Raw genomic sequence first — 19,353 nt, forward strand, 5'->3', positions numbered from 1 at the left:
TGCGTTCGCGATCAGCGGGTACTCGTTTGCGCGCAACTGTGTCTGGAGCCGGAGCACAGGAGATCGATAACATTTGAGCCGCAGAGTCCGGGTGGCCGACCGGGAAGGGACGTAAGCCGCGTGAGTACCAGTGAGGCCGCCGTACGTGAACGGCTGACAAGGGCTCTGCAAGAGCGTGACGAGGAGATCGCCGACCGCTGGGTCGCGCTCCAGCTGGAGCAGGCGCTGCTCGGCACCGACATCAGCGAGGCCGAACTCCGTGAGGAGGCCGACTCGTTGATCGACGCGCTGGTCCCGGGGCTGGAGAGCGACGCCCCGGTGGACCGGGTCGTCACCTCCCATCCGGGGCTGCACCAGGCGGTCATCGGGCTGTCGCTGCGCCGGGCCCGGTCCGGGGCCACCCCGACCGCGACCTCGCTCGCGGTGCTGGCGCTCAAGGAGGCGCTGCTGAAGGCCGTCCAGCGGGAGACCCTGGAGGCCGAGGAGCTGTTCGCCACGGCGGTCTACATCAACCGGCTGCTGGACGTGGCCGGAGCGCTGTCCTTCGAGACGTATGTGGAGGGCCGCGAGGAGATCATCCGGCGGCAGAGCCAGCAGCTGATGGAGCTGTCCACACCGGTGGTGCGGCTGTGGAAGCAGGTGCTGGCGGTGCCGCTGATCGGCACGCTGGACACCGCGCGGACCCAGATCGTGATGGAGAACCTGCTCCAGGCGATACAGGACCATGAGGCGCTGGTCGCGATCATCGACATCACGGGCGTCCCGACGGTGGACACCGCCGTCGCCCAGCACCTCATGCAGACCGTCAACGCGGTGCGGCTGATGGGCGCGGACTGTGTGATCAGCGGCATCCAGCCGTCCATCGCGCAGACCATCGCCCAGCTCGGCATCGACCTGTCCACCATCCTCACGCGGGCGACGCTGGCCGACGCGCTGGCCGCCGCGATCAAGCTGATCGACGGGCCCGGCCCGGACGGGGAAGCGGGGGAGCGCCGGTGACCCCACACCGCCCGGTGGGCGTTCCGATCCTGCGGCTGGGCGACGTCCTGGTCACCGGACTGCTCAACGAGCTGGACGACCGGGCCGCCATCGCCTTCACCGAGGAGCTGACGGCCCGTATCTCCGCCGAAGGGGCGCGGGGGGTGCTCATCGACATCTCCCGGCTGGAGATCATCGACTCCTTCGTGGCGCGCACCCTGATGGAGCTGACCACGGTGTCCCGGCTGCTGGGCGCCCGGGTGATCGTGGCGGGCATGCGGCCCCCGGTGGCGATCACCCTGGTCGAGCTGGGGATCGAACTGGTCGGTGTGGAGACCGCGCTCAACCCGGAACAGGGCCTGGCCGCACTGGGGTGGCGCCAGGCCCAGGAGCCCCTGGGAGGGTCCCGACGTGGCGCCGCACGGTGAGTCCACCGTCGCTTCGTGGCCGCCCCCGGCGCACTGTGAGGGGGACGGCGGGACAGGCGCGCCCGTGACCCATCAGGTCCGTACGGAGGAGGACCTGCTGACGGTGCGGCACGCGGTGCGCGCGGCCACCGTCGACGCCGGATTCGGGATCGTCGACCAGACCCGGGTGGTCACGGCGGCGAGCGAGCTGGCCCGTAACGCGTATGTCCACGGCGGGGGCGGCACTCTGACCATCGAGCAGGTGCGGGGCCCGGCCGGGCGGGGGCTGCGGCTGACCGTCAAGGACGACGGGCCGGGCATCGCGGACCTCGACACGGCGCTCACCGACGGCTTCACCACCGGCGCGGGGCTCGGCCACGGGCTGGGCGGCGCCCGCCGGCTGATGGACGAGTTCACGGTGCACACCGGCGCCGGGCAGGGCACGGTCGTGGTCGCCTCCCGGTGGACGGTCCGGTGACCCGTACGACGGCGGTCCCCACCGCCCAGGTACGGGTCGACCATCACAGCGCGGTCCACCTGGCGGCCGAGACGGCCCGGCGCATGGCGCGCACCTGCGGGCTGCCCGGCGCGCTGCCCGACCAGGCGGCCGTCATCGCCTCGGAGCTGGCCACCAACCTCGACAAGCACGCCAGCGACGGCACCCTCTACATCCAGCCCGTGCCGCTCGGCGAGGGCGTGGAGATCCTGGCCGCCGACCGCGGCCCCGGCATGGCCGAGCTGGAACGCTGCCTCTCGGACGGCTACACCACCTCAGGAACGCTCGGGGTGGGGCTCGGCGCGGTGAGCCGGCTGGCCACCCACTTCCTCATCCGCACCGGTACGGGGCGCGGTGCCGAGGTCGGGACCTGGGCCTGTGCCCGGCTCACCCCGCCCGGCGAGCGGAGTGCCGCGCTCCAGGGCGTGGGCTCGGTGTGCCTGGCGATCGAGGGGGAGGAGGACTGCGGCGACGCGTGCGCCGTCGCCGACACCGGCGACACCCGCACCGCCGCCGTCCTGGACGGCCTCGGCCACGGGACCCAGGCCGCCGAGGCGGCCGGGCTCGCGCTGCGCGTCTTCCACACCGACCCCGGGCGGCCGCTGGGCGAGCTGCTGACCGGCATGCACCGCGCCCTGCGGCACACCCGGGGGGCCGCGGCCGGGCTGATGCGCCTCCACGCGGACCACGCCGAGTACTGCGGCATCGGCAACGTCCGCGTGCTGACCCTGACCCACCAGGGCGTCCAGTCCCGGCTGACCGGACAGCCCGGTGTCGTCGGCTGGTCCATGCCCGCCCCGCACGTCCACCGCTTCCCGCTGCCGCCGGGCGCCACCGGGGTGCTCCAGAGCGACGGCATCGACGCCGGATGGGCGCGCGCCCCGTCACCCTCCCTGCTCCGGCTCCCGCCACCCCTGCTGTCCGCCGCACTCGCCCACGGCCATCGCCGCATCCGCGACGACGCCACGGTTCTCACGGCCCGGCCCCCACAGAGGCACCCATGACCACCCGGACCATCGGCTGCGACACGGCGGCCGGGCTCAGCCGGGCCGTGCGCCGCATCGCCCGCGACCACGCCCTGGACCCCGGCGTGCGCGGACGGCTCGTGCTGTCCGTCGCGGCCGTCGCGGAACCGGCCGTGCGCGCGGCCGTACACACCTCGCTGAGCTGGACGTTCCAGTGCGATGACGACGGCCGGTCCGGGCTGCTCACGCTGGCGCTCGGGCTGGACGCCCCTGAGGCCCTGCCGTCCGCCGAGACCGCGGCCGGACTCCCGCTGCCCGCCGACGCGGTGACCGGGCGGGAGGTGGTCTGGCGGCTTCCGGCCGCCCCGGCGCCGGACGCGGCGCGCGCGGAGGCCGAACAGGACCCGGCCGCCGACGCGGCGCTGGTGCAGGAGGAGTTGCGCGCCGTGGTGGCCCGTACCGACGCGCTCGCCGCCGAACACCGCCGCCTGAAGGACGAGCTCGCCGAGACCAACAGCGGTGTGCTCGCCCTCTACGTCCAGCTCGACGAGCGCGACGAGCGGCTGCGCAAGGCGCACGGCCAGACCCTGCGCGAGCTGGAGGACGCGCTGCGTCCGGCCCCGCTGGAGGTCGACGGTCTCGAACTCGCCGTCCACTACGCGCCCGCGGGCACCGACGCGCCCACCGGCGGCGACCTCTACGACTGGTTCGTGCTGCCCGACGGCACCGTCCACATCACGGTCGTGGACGCGCTCGGGCACGGGGTGACCAGTACGCGCAGCGCGCTCAACGTCACCCACGCGGTGCGCACCCTCGCGCTGGAGGGCCACCACCTCCAGTCGATCGTCGCCCGCACCGACGAGATCCTGCTGCCGTTCGACCGCAGTGTGATGGCCACCGTCCTGCTGGCCCGGCTCGACCCGGTCACCGGGGAGCTGCGGGTGGCCAACGGCAGCCATCCGCCCGCGCTGCTGACGCGCGGCGACGGAACGGCGCGCTATCTGGAGGCGCGCGGGCGCGGGATCGGCTTCCCGATGCCGGGAAGCGACCGGCTGCTGACCGAGAAGATGGCTCCGGGCGATCTCCTGCTGCTCTACACCGACGGGCTCACCGAGAGCCGCCGGGACCCCGTGGAGGGCGAGAAGCGGTTGATCGAGGCCGCGTACGAGCATCTGCACGCCCCGATCGAGGAGATCCCCGGCGCCATCGCGGACGATATGCACACCGTGATCCTTCACGCGGACGACACCCTCGCGCTGGCCGTCCGCGTCCGGTCCTGAACGGACCTCAAGGGGACCGCAGCACCGTGGGCCGGTGGCGGCGCTGCCACTGCCGCCGTCGCCGCAGCGCCCGGTCGTGCGGCTGCGCCCGGACCAGCTCCTCGAACAGGGGGAAGGCGCCGAGCAGCGCCTCCCGCAGCCGGTCCGTATGGGCGTGGCCCGCGCGGGCCCGCTCCGCCTCGGTGTGCAGCTGCCGGTAGCCGTCGACCGCCTGGGCGTGCCGGACGGACAGCGCCTCCAGCAGCTGTTCCGGGGACTCGGCCGGGTAGCCGCGCTCGGCCGCCAGCGTGCCGAGCAGCTGGTCGGCCTCCTGCGCGGCGAGCGCGGGCGACTCGACGAACCGCTCCTGTACGCCCGACCAGCGGGCCGCGTACTGCTCCCGGGACTCCGGCGTCAGCGCCCGCAGCGACAGTTCGCCGTAGCGTCGCAGCCGCTCACTGAGCTCCCACTGCGCCGCCTTCGCGTCGCCGTCGTGCCGTGCGACCGCCCGGTCGTACTCGGGGCCGAACCGGCTCATGAGGCCGTCGCGGCTGCTCTGCCGCACCGGCCGCGCGAACACCAGCGCCACCATGGCCACCAGCGCCGCTATCAGGATGATGAGCGTGACTGACATCGCACTGCCTTCCGCAGAGAATTCCTCGCTCAAGGCTTGACTTCACCGAGTGTTACCGCCTTGGCCAGGGCCAAACGCGGCGAACTGGCTGGCTCTCACACTCAATTTTCGTGCGGTATACAGGTAATGGCCAGATCCTCGGACTTGCTGAGGTAGGGGCGGACACCGTGGGTGACCGGGTGGAGGTCGGTCTGATGGCGGTCGAGGATGTCCCCGACGACCCGGCCGATGCGGATGGCGGTGGTGGACTCCGGCGTCTTACGGAGGGTCAGGTCCCAGCGGGCGGTGCCCTGCCGCTCACCGCGCGCCGTGTGCACCCGCTCGTACGGAATGGTGAAGCGGAACCGGGTCGCGTCCAGCGCGGTGACGCCCGCGGTGAACGGGAGGGCCGCGCCGCGCGGGGTGGCCACCACGCTCGGGGCGGCGTCGGCGGCGAAGCGCGCGCCGTGCAGCGTCCCCTCGACGGTGAGCCCGTCGGCCTCGGCGCGGATCACCCGGGCCTCGGCGTGGGCCGGGCGGCGCCAGGCGCGCAGCGCGAGATAGCCGTCGACGGTCGGGTACGGAATCCACCAGGAGAACGGGGAGCCGGGCAGCGGCTCAAGCCCGACCAGCCCGCGCCCCTCGGCGAACCGGCTGAGCACCCGGCGGCGCACCCCGTCCGAGGGGCGCACCACATGCAGGTCCCAGCGGCCCTCGGCGAGGTCGATCGCGCCGCGGTCCAGCGTCGCGGTCCAGGACGCGCCCGGGGCGACCGGCGGCCGCAGCGGCACCCGCACCGGGGCGCCCCGGCCGCCGCGGTGGGTGAGGGTCAGGGTGAGGCCGGTGCCCTGGACGTCCGCGGGCTCGACCAGCACGGTCAGGGTGCCGTCGGCGCCGACGCGGCAGGAGGCGACCGGGCGCAGCGGCTTGCGGATCAGCTGCTTGACGGTGCTCTTGAAGGCCTTGCGGGGCTCCGCGCCGGCCGGCGGGCGCAGCGGGCGGGCCGGTGCCGTCAGGGAGAGCGCGCGCAGGGAGCGCGGTACGAACGACCGGGCCCGGTCGACCGTCGACACCCCGTGGGGCGCCCCGGCGGCGGACCGGGTTCCGGGCGCGGGCGACTGGCCGCGGCGGGCGAGGAGTTCGGCGAACAGCTCCTCGTACGCGGCCGCCATCCGCGCCGGTGCGTACCGCTGCGCCGCGACCCGCGCCGCCTCGCCCATGGAACGGCGCAGCGCGCCGTCCTCGATCAGGGTGAGCAGCCCCTTGGCGATGCCGTCGACATCGCCGACGGGGACCAGCAGCCCGTCCCGGCCGCTGGTGATGATCTCGCCGGGCCCGTGCGGGCAGTCGGTGGCGACCACGGGCACGCCGCAGTGCATCGCCTCGACGATCGTCATGCCGAACGACTCCTCGCGGGAGGTGACGGCGGCGATCGCGCCCTTGGCCCATTCGGTCTCGATGGGGGAGTGGGCGCCCATCATCGTGATGTGTCCGGCGAGCCCGAGTTCGTCGATCTGGCGGCGCAGCGCGGGCGCCTGGGGGCCGCGGCCGTAGATCCGCAAGTGCCAGTCGGGGTGCTTGGTGGCGACCGTGGCCCAGGCTCTGACCAGCAGGTCGTAGCGCTTGACCGGGATGAGCCGCCCGGCGGCGACGACCAGCTTGGCGTTGCCGTCGGAGGGCTCGATGCCGGTGGCGGGCACGCAGTTGGGCAGCCCGGTCAGCAGGGTGGGGATGCCGGGCAGCCGGTCGCGGTGGGTCCGTGCGTCGGCCTCGGAGACGGAGGTGTTGGCGTCGAGCCGGGCGAGGGCGGCGTCGCAGGCGGTACGGATCTCGGCGCGGTGGGTCTCGTACAGCCGGTGCTCCTGGCCGATCCGCAGATAGCGGCCCTCCTGCCCGAGGGCGGCGAGGCAGATCACCAGCCCGGGGCGGGTGGCGATGACGACGTCGGCGTCGGTGTCGGCCAGATAGGCGGCGAGGCGCTGGTCGGTGAGCGCGTTGAAGTTGACGGTGCCTTTGGACTCGGCGTCCGGGACGTGGGCGCTGGTCCGCTCCAGCAGCGGGTGGCCCAGGTCGCTCGACTCGCGCGGGGCGTTCGGGCGCTGGTCGATCAGGGGTCTGATCCGCACGGCTCCGGGGAGGGGCAGGCCCGGGGTGTCGATGGTGCGTATCAGGGAGACGATCTCCACGCGGTGGCGGGCGGCCAGCGCCCCGGCCAGGTTGAACGTCGACCGGATGGTGCCACCGATCCCATAGGCGTTGTGCAGCAGAAAAGCGATCTTCATGGTGATGTACGCGCGGCACCCTCGTTCTGCCGCGACGCGCCCCCCTCTCCCGATGTGTCATGCGTGCCGGTGTGATCCGTTATGCGCGCCTGAGGAACGATCGGTCGGTAAGACAGCCTGGAGGAGGAAAAGTTGCTTATGCATGTGGTGATATGGGATGCACCACATTCGGTGTGAGCTGTACAACCTTCGGCGGCCTGGCGAGTCCGCGCCCGCAGAGAAGGTTCCCGCCCCCTTGGTTCACGACATCCGCTCTGAGGGCAGCACTGACCGGCGCCGCCCTCAAGGGCGGCGCCGGGAAGACGGTCCGGGGGAAGCGGGCGGGCGGTGTGTCAGCCGGTGGTGCCCGCGGCCGCCGACGCCTGGGCGTTGCCGCGGGCCAGGATGCGGCGGAAGGTGTAGTCGGCCAGGTCGCGCCCGGCCTCCAGCGCCTTGGTGTCCGACGCCGTCACCGTCTTCCCCGAGGTGTAGCCGGAGATCGTGAAGTACGCGTATCGCCCGATCGCGTTCGCCGAGGTGCGGCACGCGGTCTGGCGGCAGAACGACGGAACCCCGGCGCCCGGCAGCGACGCCACATTCGGCTTGTATCCGTCCTTCGCCTTCTCCGCGGCCGCCCGGGCGTCGAAGACGGCGACGCCGATGGTGACCGCCACGCCGTCCCTGGCGAAGGTGGCGCGCAGCAGCTTGCGGCACCCGTTGCCGCTGAGCACCGATCCCAGGGCGCCCTGTGTGCCCGCCGAGCAGCTCGCCGTGGAGGCGGTCGCCCCCTGCGCGTAGGAGCGGCCCTCCCGGGCGGCCTCCTCGTCGGGGAAGAGTGTCTTGGCGCTCAGCGGCGCCTTGTCCCGCTTGGCGTCGGAGAGGATGTCCAGCGGCTTGGGCGGTGCGGGCGGCGCGACATGGGAGAACGACGGCCCGGGCTCCTCCGACTCGCGCGGCAGCGTCGGCTGCGAGGGCAGGTGGCTCTTTGTGTCGTCGGAGGAGCCGCCCTTGTCGTTACTGCTGACCACCGCGGTGGCGACCATCGTGCCCACGGCCGCCGTCGCGAGCACCGCGCCGCCGACGAAGAGCCATCGGCGGCGACGGCCGCGCGTGGCGCTGTGATCTGCCATCGCGGCCCAGTCCGGCGTCTGCGACTGGCGCGACGGAGGCTGCTGAGATCCCCCGGGCCCGTACGGCCCCCCTTGCCCAAAGCTCATGGCGCGCATCCTAATCCCGGCAGGTGACACCGGGGGACCCGGCGGGGACCGGGTGACGTCTGGGGAGGCGTTTTGACCCCTGTGGGTGCGGGCCGGTATTCTGCCAGTTCGTTATGCGTATTGGCTTGCTCGTTCTCACGTGAGGGGCCCTTACGCCGGTTCACCGGGCCGATGACCAGCGGCATGCACTCGGAATGCGTCACCGAGGTGCGGCCAGGGCTGTCGTGATCGTCCGGGTGGCCTTGTCAGGACCACACTCACTGAAGAAGCGAAGGCTACGACCGTGCGTACGTACAGCCCCAAGCCCGGCGACGTGCAGCGTCAGTGGCACGTCATCGACGCCACCGACGTTGTCCTCGGCCGCCTGGCTACCCAGGCCGCCACCCTCCTCCGGGGGAAGCACAAGCCGGTGTACGCGCCGCATGTCGACGCGGGTGACTTCGTCATCATCATCAACGCCGACAAGGTGCACCTCTCCGGCAACAAGCGGACCCAGAAGCTGGCCTACCGCCACTCGGGCTACCCCGGTGGTCTGCGCTCCGTCCGTTACGACGAGCTGCTGGCGAAGAACCCGGAGAAGGCCGTCGAGAAGGCCATCAAGGGCATGATCCCCAAGAACACCCTGGGGCGTCAGATGCTCTCCAAGCTGAAGGTGTACTCGGGCGACCAGCACCCCCACGCTGCTCAGCAGCCGGTGCCGTTCGAGATCACCCAGGTCGCGCAGTAAGTCCGGCCACACCCCCTAAGACGAAAAGAATCTGAGGAGCATCGTGGCCGAGACCACCGCCGAGACCCCCATCGAGGTCGAGGAGTACACCACCGAGAGCGTCGAGACGATCGAGTCGGAGTACACCTCCGAGTCCCTCGCCTCCCGCTTCGGAGACCCGCAGCCGGCCGCCGGCACCGGGCGCCGCAAGAACGCGATCGCCCGCGTCCGCATCGTGCCGGGCAGCGGCCAGTGGAAGATCAACGGTCGCACCCTTGAGGGGTACTTCCCCAACAAGGTGCACCAGCAGGAAGTCAACGAGCCCTTCAAGGTGCTCGAGCTGGACGACCGCTACGACGTCATCGCCCGCATCTCGGGCGGCGGCGTCTCCGGTCAGGCCGGTGCGCTGCGCCTGGGCGTCGCCCGTGCGCTGAACGAGGCGGACGTGGACAACAACCGCGCCCCGCTCAAGAAGGCCGGCTTCCTGACCCGTGACGACCGCGCCACCGAGCGTAAGAAGGCCGGTCTGAAGAAGGCCCGTAAGGCGCCGCAGTACAGCAAGCGTTAATCCGCTTCACTACGCGGTTCGGCGGCTTCCGCCGCTCGTCGACACGCCCCGGCGGCACCACCCGTGCCTCCGGGGCGTTCGGCTATCGCCACCAGGGGGCGTATACCTACAGGCAAGCGTCAAGCAATCTCCACGCAAGCTTCTGCCCCCTCAGCTCGTAATCTCGGAGGACACCAGTGGGACGACTCTTCGGTACGGACGGTGTGCGCGGCGTCGCGAACGCCGGCCTGACGGCTGAGATGGCGCTCGGCCTGTCGGTCGCGGCGGCGCATGTGCTCGCCGAGGTGGGAACCTTCGAGGGCCATCGGCCGGTGGCGGTGGTCGGGCGGGACCCGCGCGCGTCCGGAGAGTTCCTGGAGGCCGCCGTGGTGGCGGGGCTCGCCAGCGCGGGCGTGGACGTGCTGCGAGTGGGTGTGCTGCCGACGCCGGCGGTCGCCCATCTGACCGGCTCGCTGGGCGCCGACCTGGGCGTGATGCTCTCCGCCAGCCACAACCCGATGCCCGACAACGGCATCAAGTTCTTCGCCCGCGGCGGCCATAAACTCGCCGACGAGCTGGAAGACCGTATCGAGACCACCTACCGCGTGCACGCCTCCGGCGAGCCGTGGGACCGGCCCACCGGCGCCGGGGTGGGCCGGGTGCGCGACTACGCGGAGGGCTTCGACAACTACGTCGCCCACCTCGTCGGCGTCCTCCCCAACCGCCTGGAGGGCCTCAAGGTCGTCATCGACGGCGCCCACGGCGCCGCCTCCCGGGTCTCCCCGGAGGCGTTCGCCCGCGCCGGGGCCGAGGTCGTGACGATCGGCGCCGAGCCGGACGGCCTCAACATCAACGCCGGATGCGGCTCCACCCACCTGGCGCCGCTCCAGGCCGCCGTCGTCGAACACGAGGCCGACCTCGGCATCGCCCACGATGGCGACGCCGACCGCTGCCTGGCCGTGGACTCCACGGGCCGCGAGGTCGACGGCGACCAGATCCTCGCCGTCATCGCCCTCGCCATGCGCGAGGCGGGCACGCTCCGCGGGAACGCGGTCGTCGGCACCGTGATGTCGAACCTCGGCTTCAAGCTCGCCATGCGGCGGGAGGGCGTCGAGCTGGTCCAGACGGCGGTCGGCGACCGCTATGTGCTGGAGGAGATGAAGAGCCGCGGCTACGCCCTCGGCGGCGAGCAGTCCGGCCACGTCATCGCCCTCGACCACGCCACCACCGGCGACGGCACCCTCACCGGCCTCATGCTGGCCGCCCGCGTCGCCGCGACCGGCCGCACCCTGGCCGACCTCGCCGGGGTGATGGAACGCCTGCCGCAGGTGCTGATCAACGTCCCCGACGTCGACAAGTCCCGCGTCTCCAGCAGCGCCGACCTGGCCGCCGCCGTGGCCGAGGCCGAGCGCGAGCTGGGCGAGACGGGCCGCGTCCTGCTGCGCTCCTCGGGCACCGAGCCGCTGGTCCGCGTCATGGTCGAAGCCGCCGACATCGACCAGGCCCGCTCGGTGGCGGGCCGCCTGGCCGACGCCGTGAAGTCGGCCCTGGGATAGTCGGTCTCAAGGCTCTCCGGCGTGTGAGGAGCGGAGGTCCGGGGGCTCCGCCCCCGGGAACCGCTACAGCTTGCGCAGGGAGAGCCGCTGCACCTTGTGGTCCGGGCCCTTGCGGAGCACCAGCGTCGCCCGTCCCCGCGTGGGCTGCACGTTCTGCCGCAGATTCGGCTCGTTGATCGTCCGCCACAGCATCCGGGCGTAGTCCAGCGCCTCGTCCTCGGAGACCTGGGTGTACTTGCGGAAGTACGAGGACGGGTCCTGGAAGGCCGTCTCGCGCAGCCTGCGGAAGCGGCTCAGATACCAGCGCTCGTTGTCGGCCGTACGCGCGTCCACGTACAGGCTGAAGTCGAAGTAGTCGGCGAGCCCGACCCGGGTCAGCCCGTCCTTGCCGGGCAGCGCGGGCTGGAGCACGTTCAGCCCCTCGACGATCAGGATGTCGGGGCGGTGCACCGTCAGCCGTTCGCCCGGCACGATGTCGTAGATCAGGTGGGAGTAGACCGGCGCCGAGACCTCGTCCTTGCCCGCCTTCACGTCCGCGACGAAGCGGGTCAGCGCCCGGCGGTCGTACGACTCGGGGAACCCCTTGCGGGACATCAGCCCGCGCCGGTGCAGCTCGGCGTTCGGGTACAGGAAGCCGTCGGTGGTGACCAGCTCCACCCGCGGATGGTCCGGCCAGCGCGCCAGCAGCGCCTGCAGCAGCCGGGCCGTCGTCGACTTGCCGACCGCGACACTGCCCGCCACGCCGATCACGAACGGGGTGCCGGTCTGGGGGCCCTGGCCGTTCTTGGCGTCGCCGAGGAAGGTGTTCAGCGCGCCGCGCAGGTTGCCGGTGGCGGCCACGTACAGGTTGAGCAGCCGGGACAGCGGCAGATAGACGTCCCGTACCTCGTCCAGGTCGATGACGTCGCCCAGCCCGCGCAGCCGCTCGACCTCGTCGGCGCTCAGCGGCAGCGGGGTCTTGTCCCGCAGCGCGCTCCACTCGGCCCGGGACAGGTCCACATACGGGGTCGCCTCGCCGCCCCGCCGCTGCGAGGAGCGCGCGGGCCCGGTGCGCGCCTCGCGCGCGGAAGACGTGATCATCCCTTCATTGTCATGGCTGGACCCGCCGGAGCGACGAGCCGGGGGCGTGGGGTCGGTCACCCCGGCCGTGGCTGGTGTGCGCGCGCCGCGTGCGGTATGCCCGTAAATGGGCGGGCCGACGCGCGGGCGGTGGTATGGCCCCGGACCGGTGGGTCGTACGCTGCAATGCATGTGCGGAATCGTTGGTTACGTGGGAGGGCAGTCCGCCCTCGATGTCGTCCTCGCCGGGCTCAAGCGGCTGGAGTACCGCGGCTATGACTCGGCCGGGGTCGCCGTTCTGGCCGACGGCGGGCTCGCCGCCGCCAAGAAGGCGGGCAAGCTCGCCAACCTGGAGAAGGAGCTGTCCGACCGGCCGCTGCCCAGCGGCACCACCGGCATCGGCCACACCCGCTGGGCCACCCACGGCGGGCCGACCGACGCCAACGCCCATCCGCACCTGGACAACGCGGGCCGGGTCTCCGTCGTCCACAACGGCATCATCGAGAACTTCGCCGCCCTCCGCGCCGAGCTGGCCGACCGCGGCCATGAGCTGGCCTCCGAGACGGACACCGAGGTCGTCGCGCATCTGCTCGCCGAGACCTTCTCCTCCTGCGGCGACCTCGCCGAGTCCATGCGCCAGGTGTGCCGCCGGCTGGAGGGCGCCTTCACCCTCGTCGCCGTGCACGCCGACGCGCCCGACGTGGTGGTCGGCGCGCGCCGCAACTCGCCGCTGGTCGTCGGCGTCGGCGAGGACGAGGCGTTCCTCGCCTCCGATGTGGCCGCCTTCATCGCCCACACCCGCGAGGCCATCGAGCTGGGCCAGGACCAGGTCGTCGAGGCCCGCCGGGACGGCGTCACCGTCACCGACTTCGACGGCGCCCCCGCCGAGGTCCGGCCCTACCACGTGGACTGGGACGCCTCCGCCGCCGAGAAGGGCGGCTACGACTACTTCATGCTCAAGGAGATCGCCGAGCAGCCGAAGGCGGTCGCCGACACCCTCCTCGGCCGCATCGACCTGGCCGGGAACCTCTGTCTGGACGAGGTCCGCATCCCCGCCTCCGTGCTGCGCGAGGTCAGCAAGGTCGTCATCGTGGCGTGCGGTACGGCCTACCACGCCGGGATGATCGCCAAGTACGCCATCGAGCACTGGACCCGCATCCCCTGCGAGACCGAGCTGGCCAGCGAGTTCCGCTACCGCGACCCCATCCTCGACCAGCGCACCCTCGTCATCGCCATCTCGCAGTCCGGCGAGACCATGGACACCCTGATGGCGCTGCGGCACGCCCGTGAGCAGGGCGCCAAGGTGCTCGCCATCTGCAACACCAACGGCTCCACGATTCCGCGCGAGTCCGACGCCGTCCTCTACACCCACGCCGGGCCCGAGGTCGCCGTCGCCTCCACCAAGGCGTTCCTCACCCAGCTCGTCGCCTGCTACCTGGTGGCTCTGTACCTGGGTCAGGTACGCGGCACCAAGTGGGGCGACGAGATCCTCTCCGTGATCCGCGAGCTGTCCGAGATCGCCACCCAGGTGGAAGAGGTCCTGGAGACCATGGAGCCGGTGCGGGAGCTGGCCCGGAGCCTGGCCCCGAAGAACACCGTCCTCTTCCTGGGCCGCCACGTCGGCTTCCCCGTAGCTCTGGAGGGCGCGCTCAAGCTCAAGGAACTGGCGTACATGCACGCCGAGGGCTTCGCGGCGGGCGAGCTCAAGCACGGCCCGATCGCGCTCATCGAGCAGGACGTGCCGGTGGTGGTCGTGGTGCCCTCCCCACGCGGGCGGTCCGTCCTCCACGACAAGATCGTCTCCAACATCCAGGAGATCCGGGCCCGTGGCGCCCGCACCATCGTGATCGCCGAGCGGGGCGACGAGGCGGTCGCCCCGTACGCCGACCACCTCATCGAGATCCCCGTCACCCCCACGCTGCTCCAGCCGCTGGTGGCCACCGTGCCGCTCCAGGTCTTCGCGTGCGAGCTGGCCACGGCCCGCGGCAACGAGGTGGACCAGCCGCGGAACCTGGCGAAGTCGGTCACGGTCGAGTGATCGTCGGCGTAGGCATCGACGTGGCTGCCGTGGACCGCTTCGCCGCCGCGTTGGACCGTACGCCCGGCATGGCATCGCGCCTGTTCGTTCCGGCCGAGCTGCTCCTGCCGAGCGGCGAGCGGCGCGGCCCCGCCTCCCTCGCGGCCCGCTTCGCCGCGAAGGAGGCCCTGGCCAAGGCCCTGGGCGCCCCGGGCGGCCTGCGCTGGACGGACGCCTCGGTATGGACCGAGCCCGGCGGCCGCCCCCGCCTGTCGGTACGCGGCACGGTCGCGGCGCGGGCCGACGAGCTGGGCGTCCGGTCGTGGCACGTCTCGCTGAGCCACGACGCGGGGGTCGCGTCGGCGGTGGTGATCGCGGAGGCGTGAGGGCCGTGGTGGGTGTGCCTGGGGTTCGGTGGGTGGTGCGGGCGCGGGGCCTCCGGGGCAGGGCCCTGGACTCGTATATTTTTGGCGCCGGTGCCCGGAGACGTGGGGTGGGCCGGGAGTGTGCGCCACAAATACACGTCATCGTCCAGCACCCCACCCCTGCCACCCCGCCCCCTCCCGCCGAGTAGCGGCTACCCGCCGGTGGTTCCGGGCCCCGCTCCGGTCCCGGCTAGCCCGGCGACGGGCGGTCGGGCAGGGGTGGGTGCGACCCCGGCCCCTCGCGCATCGTCGGCGACTCCCCGTTCGGGCGGGAGGGGACGCGTGTCAGCTGAGGTCCTTCTCGATGGCCTCGAAGATGTCCGCGTCTGTCTCCCGCTGCCAGTCGGGGAGATCGAGCCAGTCGGCGACGTAACCGGGCTTGGGGTCCTCGAAGTGCCGGTACATCTGCGCGGCCCAGCACGTCGCGACGAAGCGTCCCTTCTGCTCCCGCGTAAGGCGCGCCGCATGCCCCTCGCTCACCTCGACGAACTGCCGCACCTGCGCGTACACCGCCCCGGCAGCCGCCCGCTCCCACTCCGGGGTGTCCTCCCAGGGCGTCAGATAGCCAGCCTTGGGCTCCCCGGGAAAGTGCCGCCGCACCCCCGTGATCCAAGCTTTCCGAAACAGCCGAGCACCCTCGGTCTGCGACATCCCTGCTCCTTTCGTCACCGTGTCAGACGCACCATGGCCATCAGAACCGGCGAGTCCGGCGATGGCTGGCTCTCTCCGATGTCCTCGTATCCCCATGACGCGTACAGCCGGTGGACCTTTCCCTCACCCGCCAGCGGGTTGACCATGAGCGTCACTTGCTCCTCGAACCGCCGGGCGAGCAGCTCGTCATGGATGCCGCGAGAGGCTCCGGTCTTGCGCCAGGGGGCGCGGACCATCATTTCCTTGAGCGCCAGCGTCGGGACCTGGGTAAGTGCCGGTGACAGCGGTCGCGTGACCCGCTTCCAATAACGGTCACCGTGCTCGATGGTGTTGCCGTACGCGTACCCGACGGCCTCGTCCCCGTCGTAACCGACCACCGCCTCCCAGCCGGGTTCGGAGGCGTGCCGGGCCAGGCGTTCGCCGTACCGCTCGACGGAGTAGTGCGGGTCACGCAGCCGGTCCGCCCGCACCTCGGCGTAGACGGAGATCAGCGTGGACCAGACGGGTTCCACTTCGCGGAAGTGCCGGAGTTCAATGGCCGCGGATGTCACGAGTCGTCCCTTCGGGAGTCGGTGTAAGCGTCCCACGTCTTGGAGCCCTCGCTGCGGTGCGCCGTGGAACGGAGCCTGTCCCCGAGCACCTCCAGCATCCGGGCCACCCGAGGGTGGGCCCCGGCGCCACCGGGGACATTCATGGTCGCGGTGGCGATTGTCAGCCTCGTTACCTCCCGGGATGAACTGCGTTCCCGGCTGCGCGAGGCCAGGCCCACCGGCATCCCGATCCTGGCCGATGCCGCGACCGCGCACATGCTGTTCGCCGACCGACACGGCACCCGGCCGGATGCCCGAAGCCGTCCACAAGGTCGTGGCCACGGTCATCGATTGAGCCGCAGATAATCGCCTTCCTCGTCTTGGTCGGGAAGCCGTCCGCCTCTGCTCTCCGCCACTCGCAGCACGTCGCGCAGCGCCTCGCATAGCCGCTCCGAGAGGAAGCGAAGCTCCTGCGTGCCCGTTTTGTGCTCGTCCAGTAGCGCGCGGGCGTGGCCGAGCAACTGCGTCCCCATGGACAGTTGTAGTGCCTCGATCTGGTCAGCGCGTCGGTTGAGGGGACTGTCGTCGTTGTCCGACGACAGATAGCAGGGCCTGCCCTCCGGGTCGGACCAGGGCAGCAGGCGTAGGCCGGTCATCGTCAGCTCCCATTGGCTGGGGTCTTGCGTGTACCCCACCAGTGCAGCGCTTCCTTGGGAGGTGAAGGTCCCTGGCCACCGGACGTTTGGGCGGACGTTTCGCTACGCTGAGTGGACGGTCATGTGCGTGGGGAGACGTTGATGGCGGACGGTGGCGGTAGCGTGCTTGCGGGGTTGCGCAAGAGTGCGGGATATACCCAGGTGACCTTTGTTGCTGCCTTCGTGCGTGAGGCCGTCCGGTTGTGTATCGATGCCTCGGTGAGCGTCCGCCAGCTCCGGCGGTGGGAGAGCGAGTCGCCTCCGCCGTTACCGCACCCGGGTCAACAGGCAGTGCTTGAAGCGATGTTCGGCCTCCCGCTGGCCGAGATGGGATTCGACGTTCCCTCGCGCCGGCGTACGGTTGCCGGAAGGATCGGCGACGATGAAGAGGTGAGACGTCGAGCATTCGTCACCGGGCCCGGGGCGATCGCCGCAGCGGCGATCCTCCCGAACCGGCATGGTTCTCGTGTCGGTGCCGGTGACGTGGCGGGGTTCCGCGCGGGGCTTGCCGACCTCTATACGGTCGACCACAAATCCGGAAGCCTTCCAGCGAAGGCGCGGGCCCACCAGCTTGAGCGGGGCATCACGCGTGCTCTGAGCGACGGCGCCTACACGAGCAGAGTCGGTCGTGACCTTCAGACGATGGTCTGCGAAATCGCCTGTCACCGGGCATGGTTCGGATACGACGGTGGACCGCCCGGAGAAGCCCGCGCTGCCTGCATGGAAGCTATGACGGCGGCGCAGCTCATCGACGATCCGCTGTTGCAGGTGCGTGCGCTCAACACGCTTTCCCTGCTTTCCGTCGATGCAGGCCGCATGTGGGAGGCGGCGTCGGCCATCGAGAGTGCCTACCGTCTCGCACACCAGGCGGGTGCGGGGCCCACGGTGCACTTGGTGATCTCGCTGCGCGAGGCCAGCGCGGCGGGGCAGGCGGGCGATCTGTCCGGCGCGCGTCGCGCGTTGAGCCGCGCCGTTTCGTACCAGGGACGTACAGACACCGATTCGGATGTGCCGCGGTGGGCGCGGTTCGCCGGTCCCGTTGAGGTGGACTATGCGACGGCGGCCTACTACGCCACTGAGGGTCAGCCCGCGCGAGCCGTGCCCTTCCTGCGCTCCGCAGTCGCCGGGCTCGGCGGTGGTTACACCCGTAACACCGCTTGGTACCGGGCCCGTCTCGCGCAGACGCTGCTCCACACCAGCGAGGTCGAGGAGGCATGCAACGAGATGATGGGCGTACTCGATGCCTGCGGCGGCGTGTCTTCGGCAAGGCTGCGGGGCCGTCTACGGGATTTCGGGCGTTCTGCCGTACGCGCCGATGCCCCCGCTGCGCGTGACGTGGTCGAACGCATTCGTGAGGCGACGCGAGAGGGTGGCCGGTGATGATCACTGTTGAGCGTATGGGCGGCGTAGCGGCGTCGAGGGCCGAGGACGCCTTCACTCTGGTCTACGCCGAAGCCTTCGCCGAGCCGCCGTACGACAAGACCTCAGACTCGGTCGAGGCCAACTTCCGGCGGTTCCGCTCGCAGGTCCGTAAGGCCACCTTCCGGGGAGCCCTCGCCCGCACGGGCGACGGTGAGCCGGTCGGCATCGCGTATGGCTATCCGCTCAGCCCCCAGACCGGCTGGTGGGACCGGCTCACCACACCGGTGAGCGACGAGCTGCGCCGCGAGGACGGGCGGCGGACGTTCGGGCTGATGGAGCTGGCCGTGCGTGCGCCGTGGCGCCGCCTGGGCGTGGCGCGTCGGCTGCACGAGGCGGTCCTTGCCGACGGCACGGAGGAGCGCGTCCTGCTCAATGCCCGGCCCGACGTCGAGGCCGCGCAGGCGGCCTACCGGTCGTGGGGGTACCGCAAGGTGGGCGAGGCGCACCCATGGGACGGCGCCGACCTGCATGACGTGATGGTTCTCGATCTGAGCTGACCGGCGTCACTGAATCGGGCGCGTGACCACGGTCGTCGCGCTGACGCCCTCAGGGCGCGGTGGTTGTGCGGGCGGCGTTGGCGTAGCGGGTGGCGAGGTGGGCGAAGGCGGCGTTGAGTTCGGGTGGGCCGATGACTTCGATGTCGGCGTCGAAGCGGCCGATGGTGGCTGCCAGGCCGGTCCATGACCAGGAGCCGAGGGCGAGTCGGCAGCGGTCCGGGCCGAGTTCTTCGACGATTCCGTCCTCGGCGAAGGGGGCGACGGCGGTGGCGGGAAGGTCGAGGACGACTTCGCCTCGGCAGGGCCAGTCGGTGGTGGTGCCGTCGGAGCCGCGGAATCGGCTGGTGATGAAGGCGGGCACGTCGCCTCCGGGCAGTTCGCGCGGAGTGAAGCGGGGGCCGGTCGGTGGGCGCGGGTGGATGCGGTCGACGCGGAAGGTCCTCCAGTCGTCGCGGTCGAGGTCCCAGGCCAGGAGGTACCAGCGGCCGCTCCAGGTGACCAGATGGTGGGGCTGCACCCGGCGGCGCTGCTGCTCAGCCGCGGCGTTACGGTCCTGCGCGTAGTCGAAACGCAGTTCCTCACGGGAGTGGATGGCGGTGCTCAGGTCCGTGAAGACCTGGGTGTCGACCTGTGAGGCGTCGCCGCTCTCGGGCGGGCGGACGGCCGTGACGCGCAGCATGTCCATGCGGTGGCGAAGGCGGGACGGCATGACCTGGCGGATCACGGTGAGGGCGCGTGCGGCGTCCTCGGCGATGGTGGTGCCGGTGGCGGCGGTCTGCAGGGCGACGGCCAGAGCGACGGCCTGGCCGTCGTCGAACAGCAGTGGGGGCAGGTGCCCACCGGCGTCGAGGCGGTATCCCCCGGCGGGGCCCTTGGCGGCCGTGATGGGGTAGCCGAGTTCCCGCAGGCGATCTATGTCGCGGCGGACCGTGCGCGGGGTGATGCCGAGCCGTTCGGCGAGGTCCTCGCCGGACCAGCCACGGCGCGTCTGGAGCAGCGAGAGCAGCGAGAGCAGCCGCGAGGACGTTTTCTGCATGCCCACCATTCTCTCT

The 19,353-nt window shown here is 71.7% G+C and carries 20 protein-coding genes and 1 pseudogene; 13 read left to right on the forward strand and 8 right to left on the reverse strand.

Going from position 1 to position 19,353, the window contains the following annotated elements:
* Positions 1-120 precede the first annotated feature (120 nt).
* The 5 genes from ABZ370_RS26020 to ABZ370_RS26040 all read left to right on the forward strand — a co-directional run bounded on the left by ABZ370_RS26020 (position 121) and on the right by ABZ370_RS26040 (position 4,126).
* On the forward strand, positions 121-999 hold the full coding sequence (locus ABZ370_RS26020; protein ID WP_358625301.1) for an STAS domain-containing protein: 879 nt from the start codon (positions 121-123) through the stop codon (positions 997-999).
* Positions 996-1,406, forward strand: coding sequence for an STAS domain-containing protein (locus ABZ370_RS26025; protein WP_358625303.1), 411 nt, complete (start codon positions 996-998; stop codon positions 1,404-1,406). The genes ABZ370_RS26020 and ABZ370_RS26025 overlap by 4 nt, the downstream gene beginning before the upstream one ends.
* Positions 1,407-1,470: 64 nt before the next feature.
* Positions 1,471-1,863: an ATP-binding protein gene (locus ABZ370_RS26030; RefSeq protein ID WP_358625305.1), complete on the forward strand. Its 393-nt coding sequence runs from the start codon at positions 1,471-1,473 to the stop codon at positions 1,861-1,863.
* Positions 1,860-2,885, forward strand: coding sequence for a SpoIIE family protein phosphatase (locus ABZ370_RS26035; protein ID WP_358625307.1), 1,026 nt, complete (start codon positions 1,860-1,862; stop codon positions 2,883-2,885). The genes ABZ370_RS26030 and ABZ370_RS26035 overlap by 4 nt, the downstream gene beginning before the upstream one ends.
* A complete protein-coding gene (locus tag ABZ370_RS26040; RefSeq protein ID WP_358625309.1) occupies positions 2,882-4,126 on the forward strand; it encodes a PP2C family protein-serine/threonine phosphatase in 1,245 nt (414 codons plus the stop codon). Before ABZ370_RS26035 ends, ABZ370_RS26040 begins: the two co-directional genes overlap by 4 nt.
* Positions 4,127-4,133: 7 nt before the next feature.
* Here ABZ370_RS26040 and ABZ370_RS26045 read toward each other — a convergent pair whose 3' ends face one another.
* The 3 genes from ABZ370_RS26045 to ABZ370_RS26055 all read right to left on the reverse strand — a co-directional run bounded on the left by ABZ370_RS26045 (position 4,134) and on the right by ABZ370_RS26055 (position 8,196).
* Positions 4,134-4,739, reverse strand: coding sequence for a hypothetical protein (locus ABZ370_RS26045; protein ID WP_358625311.1), 606 nt, complete (start codon positions 4,737-4,739; stop codon positions 4,134-4,136).
* 101 nt (positions 4,740-4,840) lie between these two features.
* Positions 4,841-7,000, reverse strand: coding sequence for a glycosyltransferase family 4 protein (locus tag ABZ370_RS26050; protein ID WP_358625313.1), 2,160 nt, complete (start codon positions 6,998-7,000; stop codon positions 4,841-4,843).
* Positions 7,001-7,332: 332 nt separating this feature from the next.
* Entirely contained in the window at positions 7,333-8,196 is an 864-nt protein-coding gene (locus tag ABZ370_RS26055) for a hypothetical protein (protein WP_358625315.1), read from the reverse strand.
* Between the two features lie 283 nt (positions 8,197-8,479).
* On the opposite strand from ABZ370_RS26055, the gene rplM reads away from it, so the two are divergent.
* From rplM to glmM, 3 genes are all read left to right on the forward strand, one after another.
* The gene (rplM, locus tag ABZ370_RS26060; RefSeq protein WP_358625317.1) at positions 8,480-8,923 is read left to right on the forward strand and encodes a 50S ribosomal protein L13; all 444 of its coding nucleotides are present in this window, start codon (positions 8,480-8,482) and stop codon (positions 8,921-8,923) included.
* Between the two features lie 43 nt (positions 8,924-8,966).
* Positions 8,967-9,470, forward strand: coding sequence for a 30S ribosomal protein S9 (rpsI, locus tag ABZ370_RS26065; RefSeq protein WP_358625319.1), 504 nt, complete (start codon positions 8,967-8,969; stop codon positions 9,468-9,470).
* A gap of 176 nt (positions 9,471-9,646) precedes the next feature.
* The gene (gene glmM / locus ABZ370_RS26070; protein ID WP_358625321.1) at positions 9,647-11,005 is read left to right on the forward strand and encodes a phosphoglucosamine mutase; all 1,359 of its coding nucleotides are present in this window, start codon (positions 9,647-9,649) and stop codon (positions 11,003-11,005) included.
* Between the two features lie 63 nt (positions 11,006-11,068).
* On the opposite strand, the gene coaA is transcribed toward glmM, so the two are convergent.
* The gene (coaA, locus tag ABZ370_RS26075) at positions 11,069-12,085 is read right to left on the reverse strand and encodes a type I pantothenate kinase (protein WP_358625323.1); all 1,017 of its coding nucleotides are present in this window, start codon (positions 12,083-12,085) and stop codon (positions 11,069-11,071) included.
* 169 nt (positions 12,086-12,254) lie between these two features.
* Here coaA and glmS point away from each other — a divergent pair, with 169 nt between their 5' ends.
* Together glmS and ABZ370_RS26085 are read left to right on the forward strand one after the other, a co-directional pair.
* Entirely contained in the window at positions 12,255-14,102 is a 1,848-nt protein-coding gene (gene glmS / locus ABZ370_RS26080) for a glutamine--fructose-6-phosphate transaminase (isomerizing) (protein WP_358625325.1), read from the forward strand.
* Positions 14,099-14,467, forward strand: coding sequence for a holo-ACP synthase (locus tag ABZ370_RS26085; RefSeq protein ID WP_358625327.1), 369 nt, complete (start codon positions 14,099-14,101; stop codon positions 14,465-14,467). Before glmS ends, ABZ370_RS26085 begins: the two co-directional genes overlap by 4 nt.
* 324 nt (positions 14,468-14,791) lie before the next feature.
* Here ABZ370_RS26085 and ABZ370_RS26090 read toward each other — a convergent pair whose 3' ends face one another.
* Together ABZ370_RS26090 and ABZ370_RS26095 are read right to left on the reverse strand one after the other, a co-directional pair.
* Positions 14,792-15,157 carry a hypothetical protein gene (locus ABZ370_RS26090; protein ID WP_358625329.1) on the reverse strand — a complete coding sequence of 122 codons (366 nt, stop codon included), beginning with the start codon at positions 15,155-15,157 and terminating at the stop codon, positions 14,792-14,794.
* A gap of 14 nt (positions 15,158-15,171) precedes the next feature.
* Positions 15,172-15,708 (reverse strand): GNAT family N-acetyltransferase, encoded by a 537-nt coding sequence (locus ABZ370_RS26095; protein WP_358625331.1) that lies wholly within the window; start codon positions 15,706-15,708, stop codon positions 15,172-15,174.
* Positions 15,709-15,852: 144 nt separating this feature from the next.
* Between ABZ370_RS26095 and ABZ370_RS26100 the strand changes: the two are divergent.
* Positions 15,853-16,042, forward strand: a pseudogene (locus ABZ370_RS26100) (TetR/AcrR family transcriptional regulator); the annotation flags it as partial.
* On the opposite strand, the gene ABZ370_RS26105 reads toward ABZ370_RS26100, so the two are convergent.
* Positions 16,032-16,343 carry a hypothetical protein gene (locus ABZ370_RS26105; protein WP_358625552.1) on the reverse strand — a complete coding sequence of 104 codons (312 nt, stop codon included), beginning with the start codon at positions 16,341-16,343 and terminating at the stop codon, positions 16,032-16,034. The pseudogene ABZ370_RS26100 and the gene ABZ370_RS26105 sit on opposite strands and share 11 nt — an antisense overlap.
* A 141-nt stretch (positions 16,344-16,484) precedes the next feature.
* Here ABZ370_RS26105 and ABZ370_RS26110 point away from each other — a divergent pair, with 141 nt between their 5' ends.
* Positions 16,485-17,762, forward strand: coding sequence for a hypothetical protein (locus ABZ370_RS26110; RefSeq protein WP_358625333.1), 1,278 nt, complete (start codon positions 16,485-16,487; stop codon positions 17,760-17,762).
* On the forward strand, positions 17,762-18,301 hold the full coding sequence (locus ABZ370_RS26115; RefSeq protein WP_358625335.1) for a GNAT family N-acetyltransferase: 540 nt from the start codon (positions 17,762-17,764) through the stop codon (positions 18,299-18,301). The genes ABZ370_RS26110 and ABZ370_RS26115 overlap by 1 nt, the downstream gene beginning before the upstream one ends.
* Positions 18,302-18,350: 49 nt before the next feature.
* On the opposite strand, the gene ABZ370_RS26120 is transcribed toward ABZ370_RS26115, so the two are convergent.
* Positions 18,351-19,337, reverse strand: coding sequence for a transcriptional regulator (locus tag ABZ370_RS26120; RefSeq protein ID WP_358625337.1), 987 nt, complete (start codon positions 19,335-19,337; stop codon positions 18,351-18,353).
* Between the last annotated feature and the right edge of the window lie 16 nt (positions 19,338-19,353).

The sequence above is a fragment of the Streptomyces sp. NPDC005962 genome (assembly GCF_040629205.1).
In the GTDB taxonomy this organism is placed as follows: Bacteria; Actinomycetota; Actinomycetes; order Streptomycetales; family Streptomycetaceae; genus Streptomyces.

Excerpts from the sequence above, each read along its gene's own strand:
- ABZ370_RS26040 (WP_358625309.1), top strand. The coding sequence starts at position 2,882 with ATGACCACCCGGACCATCGGCTGCGACACGGCGGCCGGGCTCAGCCGG.
- ABZ370_RS26045 (WP_358625311.1), bottom strand. The coding sequence starts at position 4,739 with ATGTCAGTCACGCTCATCATCCTGATAGCGGCGCTGGTGGCCATGGTG.
- ABZ370_RS26050 (WP_358625313.1), bottom strand. The coding sequence starts at position 7,000 with ATGAAGATCGCTTTTCTGCTGCACAACGCCTATGGGATCGGTGGCACC.
- ABZ370_RS26055 (WP_358625315.1), bottom strand. The coding sequence starts at position 8,196 with ATGAGCTTTGGGCAAGGGGGGCCGTACGGGCCCGGGGGATCTCAGCAG.
- coaA (WP_358625323.1), bottom strand. The coding sequence starts at position 12,085 with ATGATCACGTCTTCCGCGCGCGAGGCGCGCACCGGGCCCGCGCGCTCC.
- glmS (WP_358625325.1), top strand. The coding sequence starts at position 12,255 with ATGTGCGGAATCGTTGGTTACGTGGGAGGGCAGTCCGCCCTCGATGTC.
- ABZ370_RS26090 (WP_358625329.1), bottom strand. The coding sequence starts at position 15,157 with ATGTCGCAGACCGAGGGTGCTCGGCTGTTTCGGAAAGCTTGGATCACG.
- ABZ370_RS26105 (WP_358625552.1), bottom strand. The coding sequence starts at position 16,343 with ATGACCGGCCTACGCCTGCTGCCCTGGTCCGACCCGGAGGGCAGGCCC.
- ABZ370_RS26110 (WP_358625333.1), top strand. The coding sequence starts at position 16,485 with ATGGCGGACGGTGGCGGTAGCGTGCTTGCGGGGTTGCGCAAGAGTGCG.
- ABZ370_RS26115 (WP_358625335.1), top strand. The coding sequence starts at position 17,762 with ATGATCACTGTTGAGCGTATGGGCGGCGTAGCGGCGTCGAGGGCCGAG.
- ABZ370_RS26120 (WP_358625337.1), bottom strand. The coding sequence starts at position 19,337 with ATGCAGAAAACGTCCTCGCGGCTGCTCTCGCTGCTCTCGCTGCTCCAG.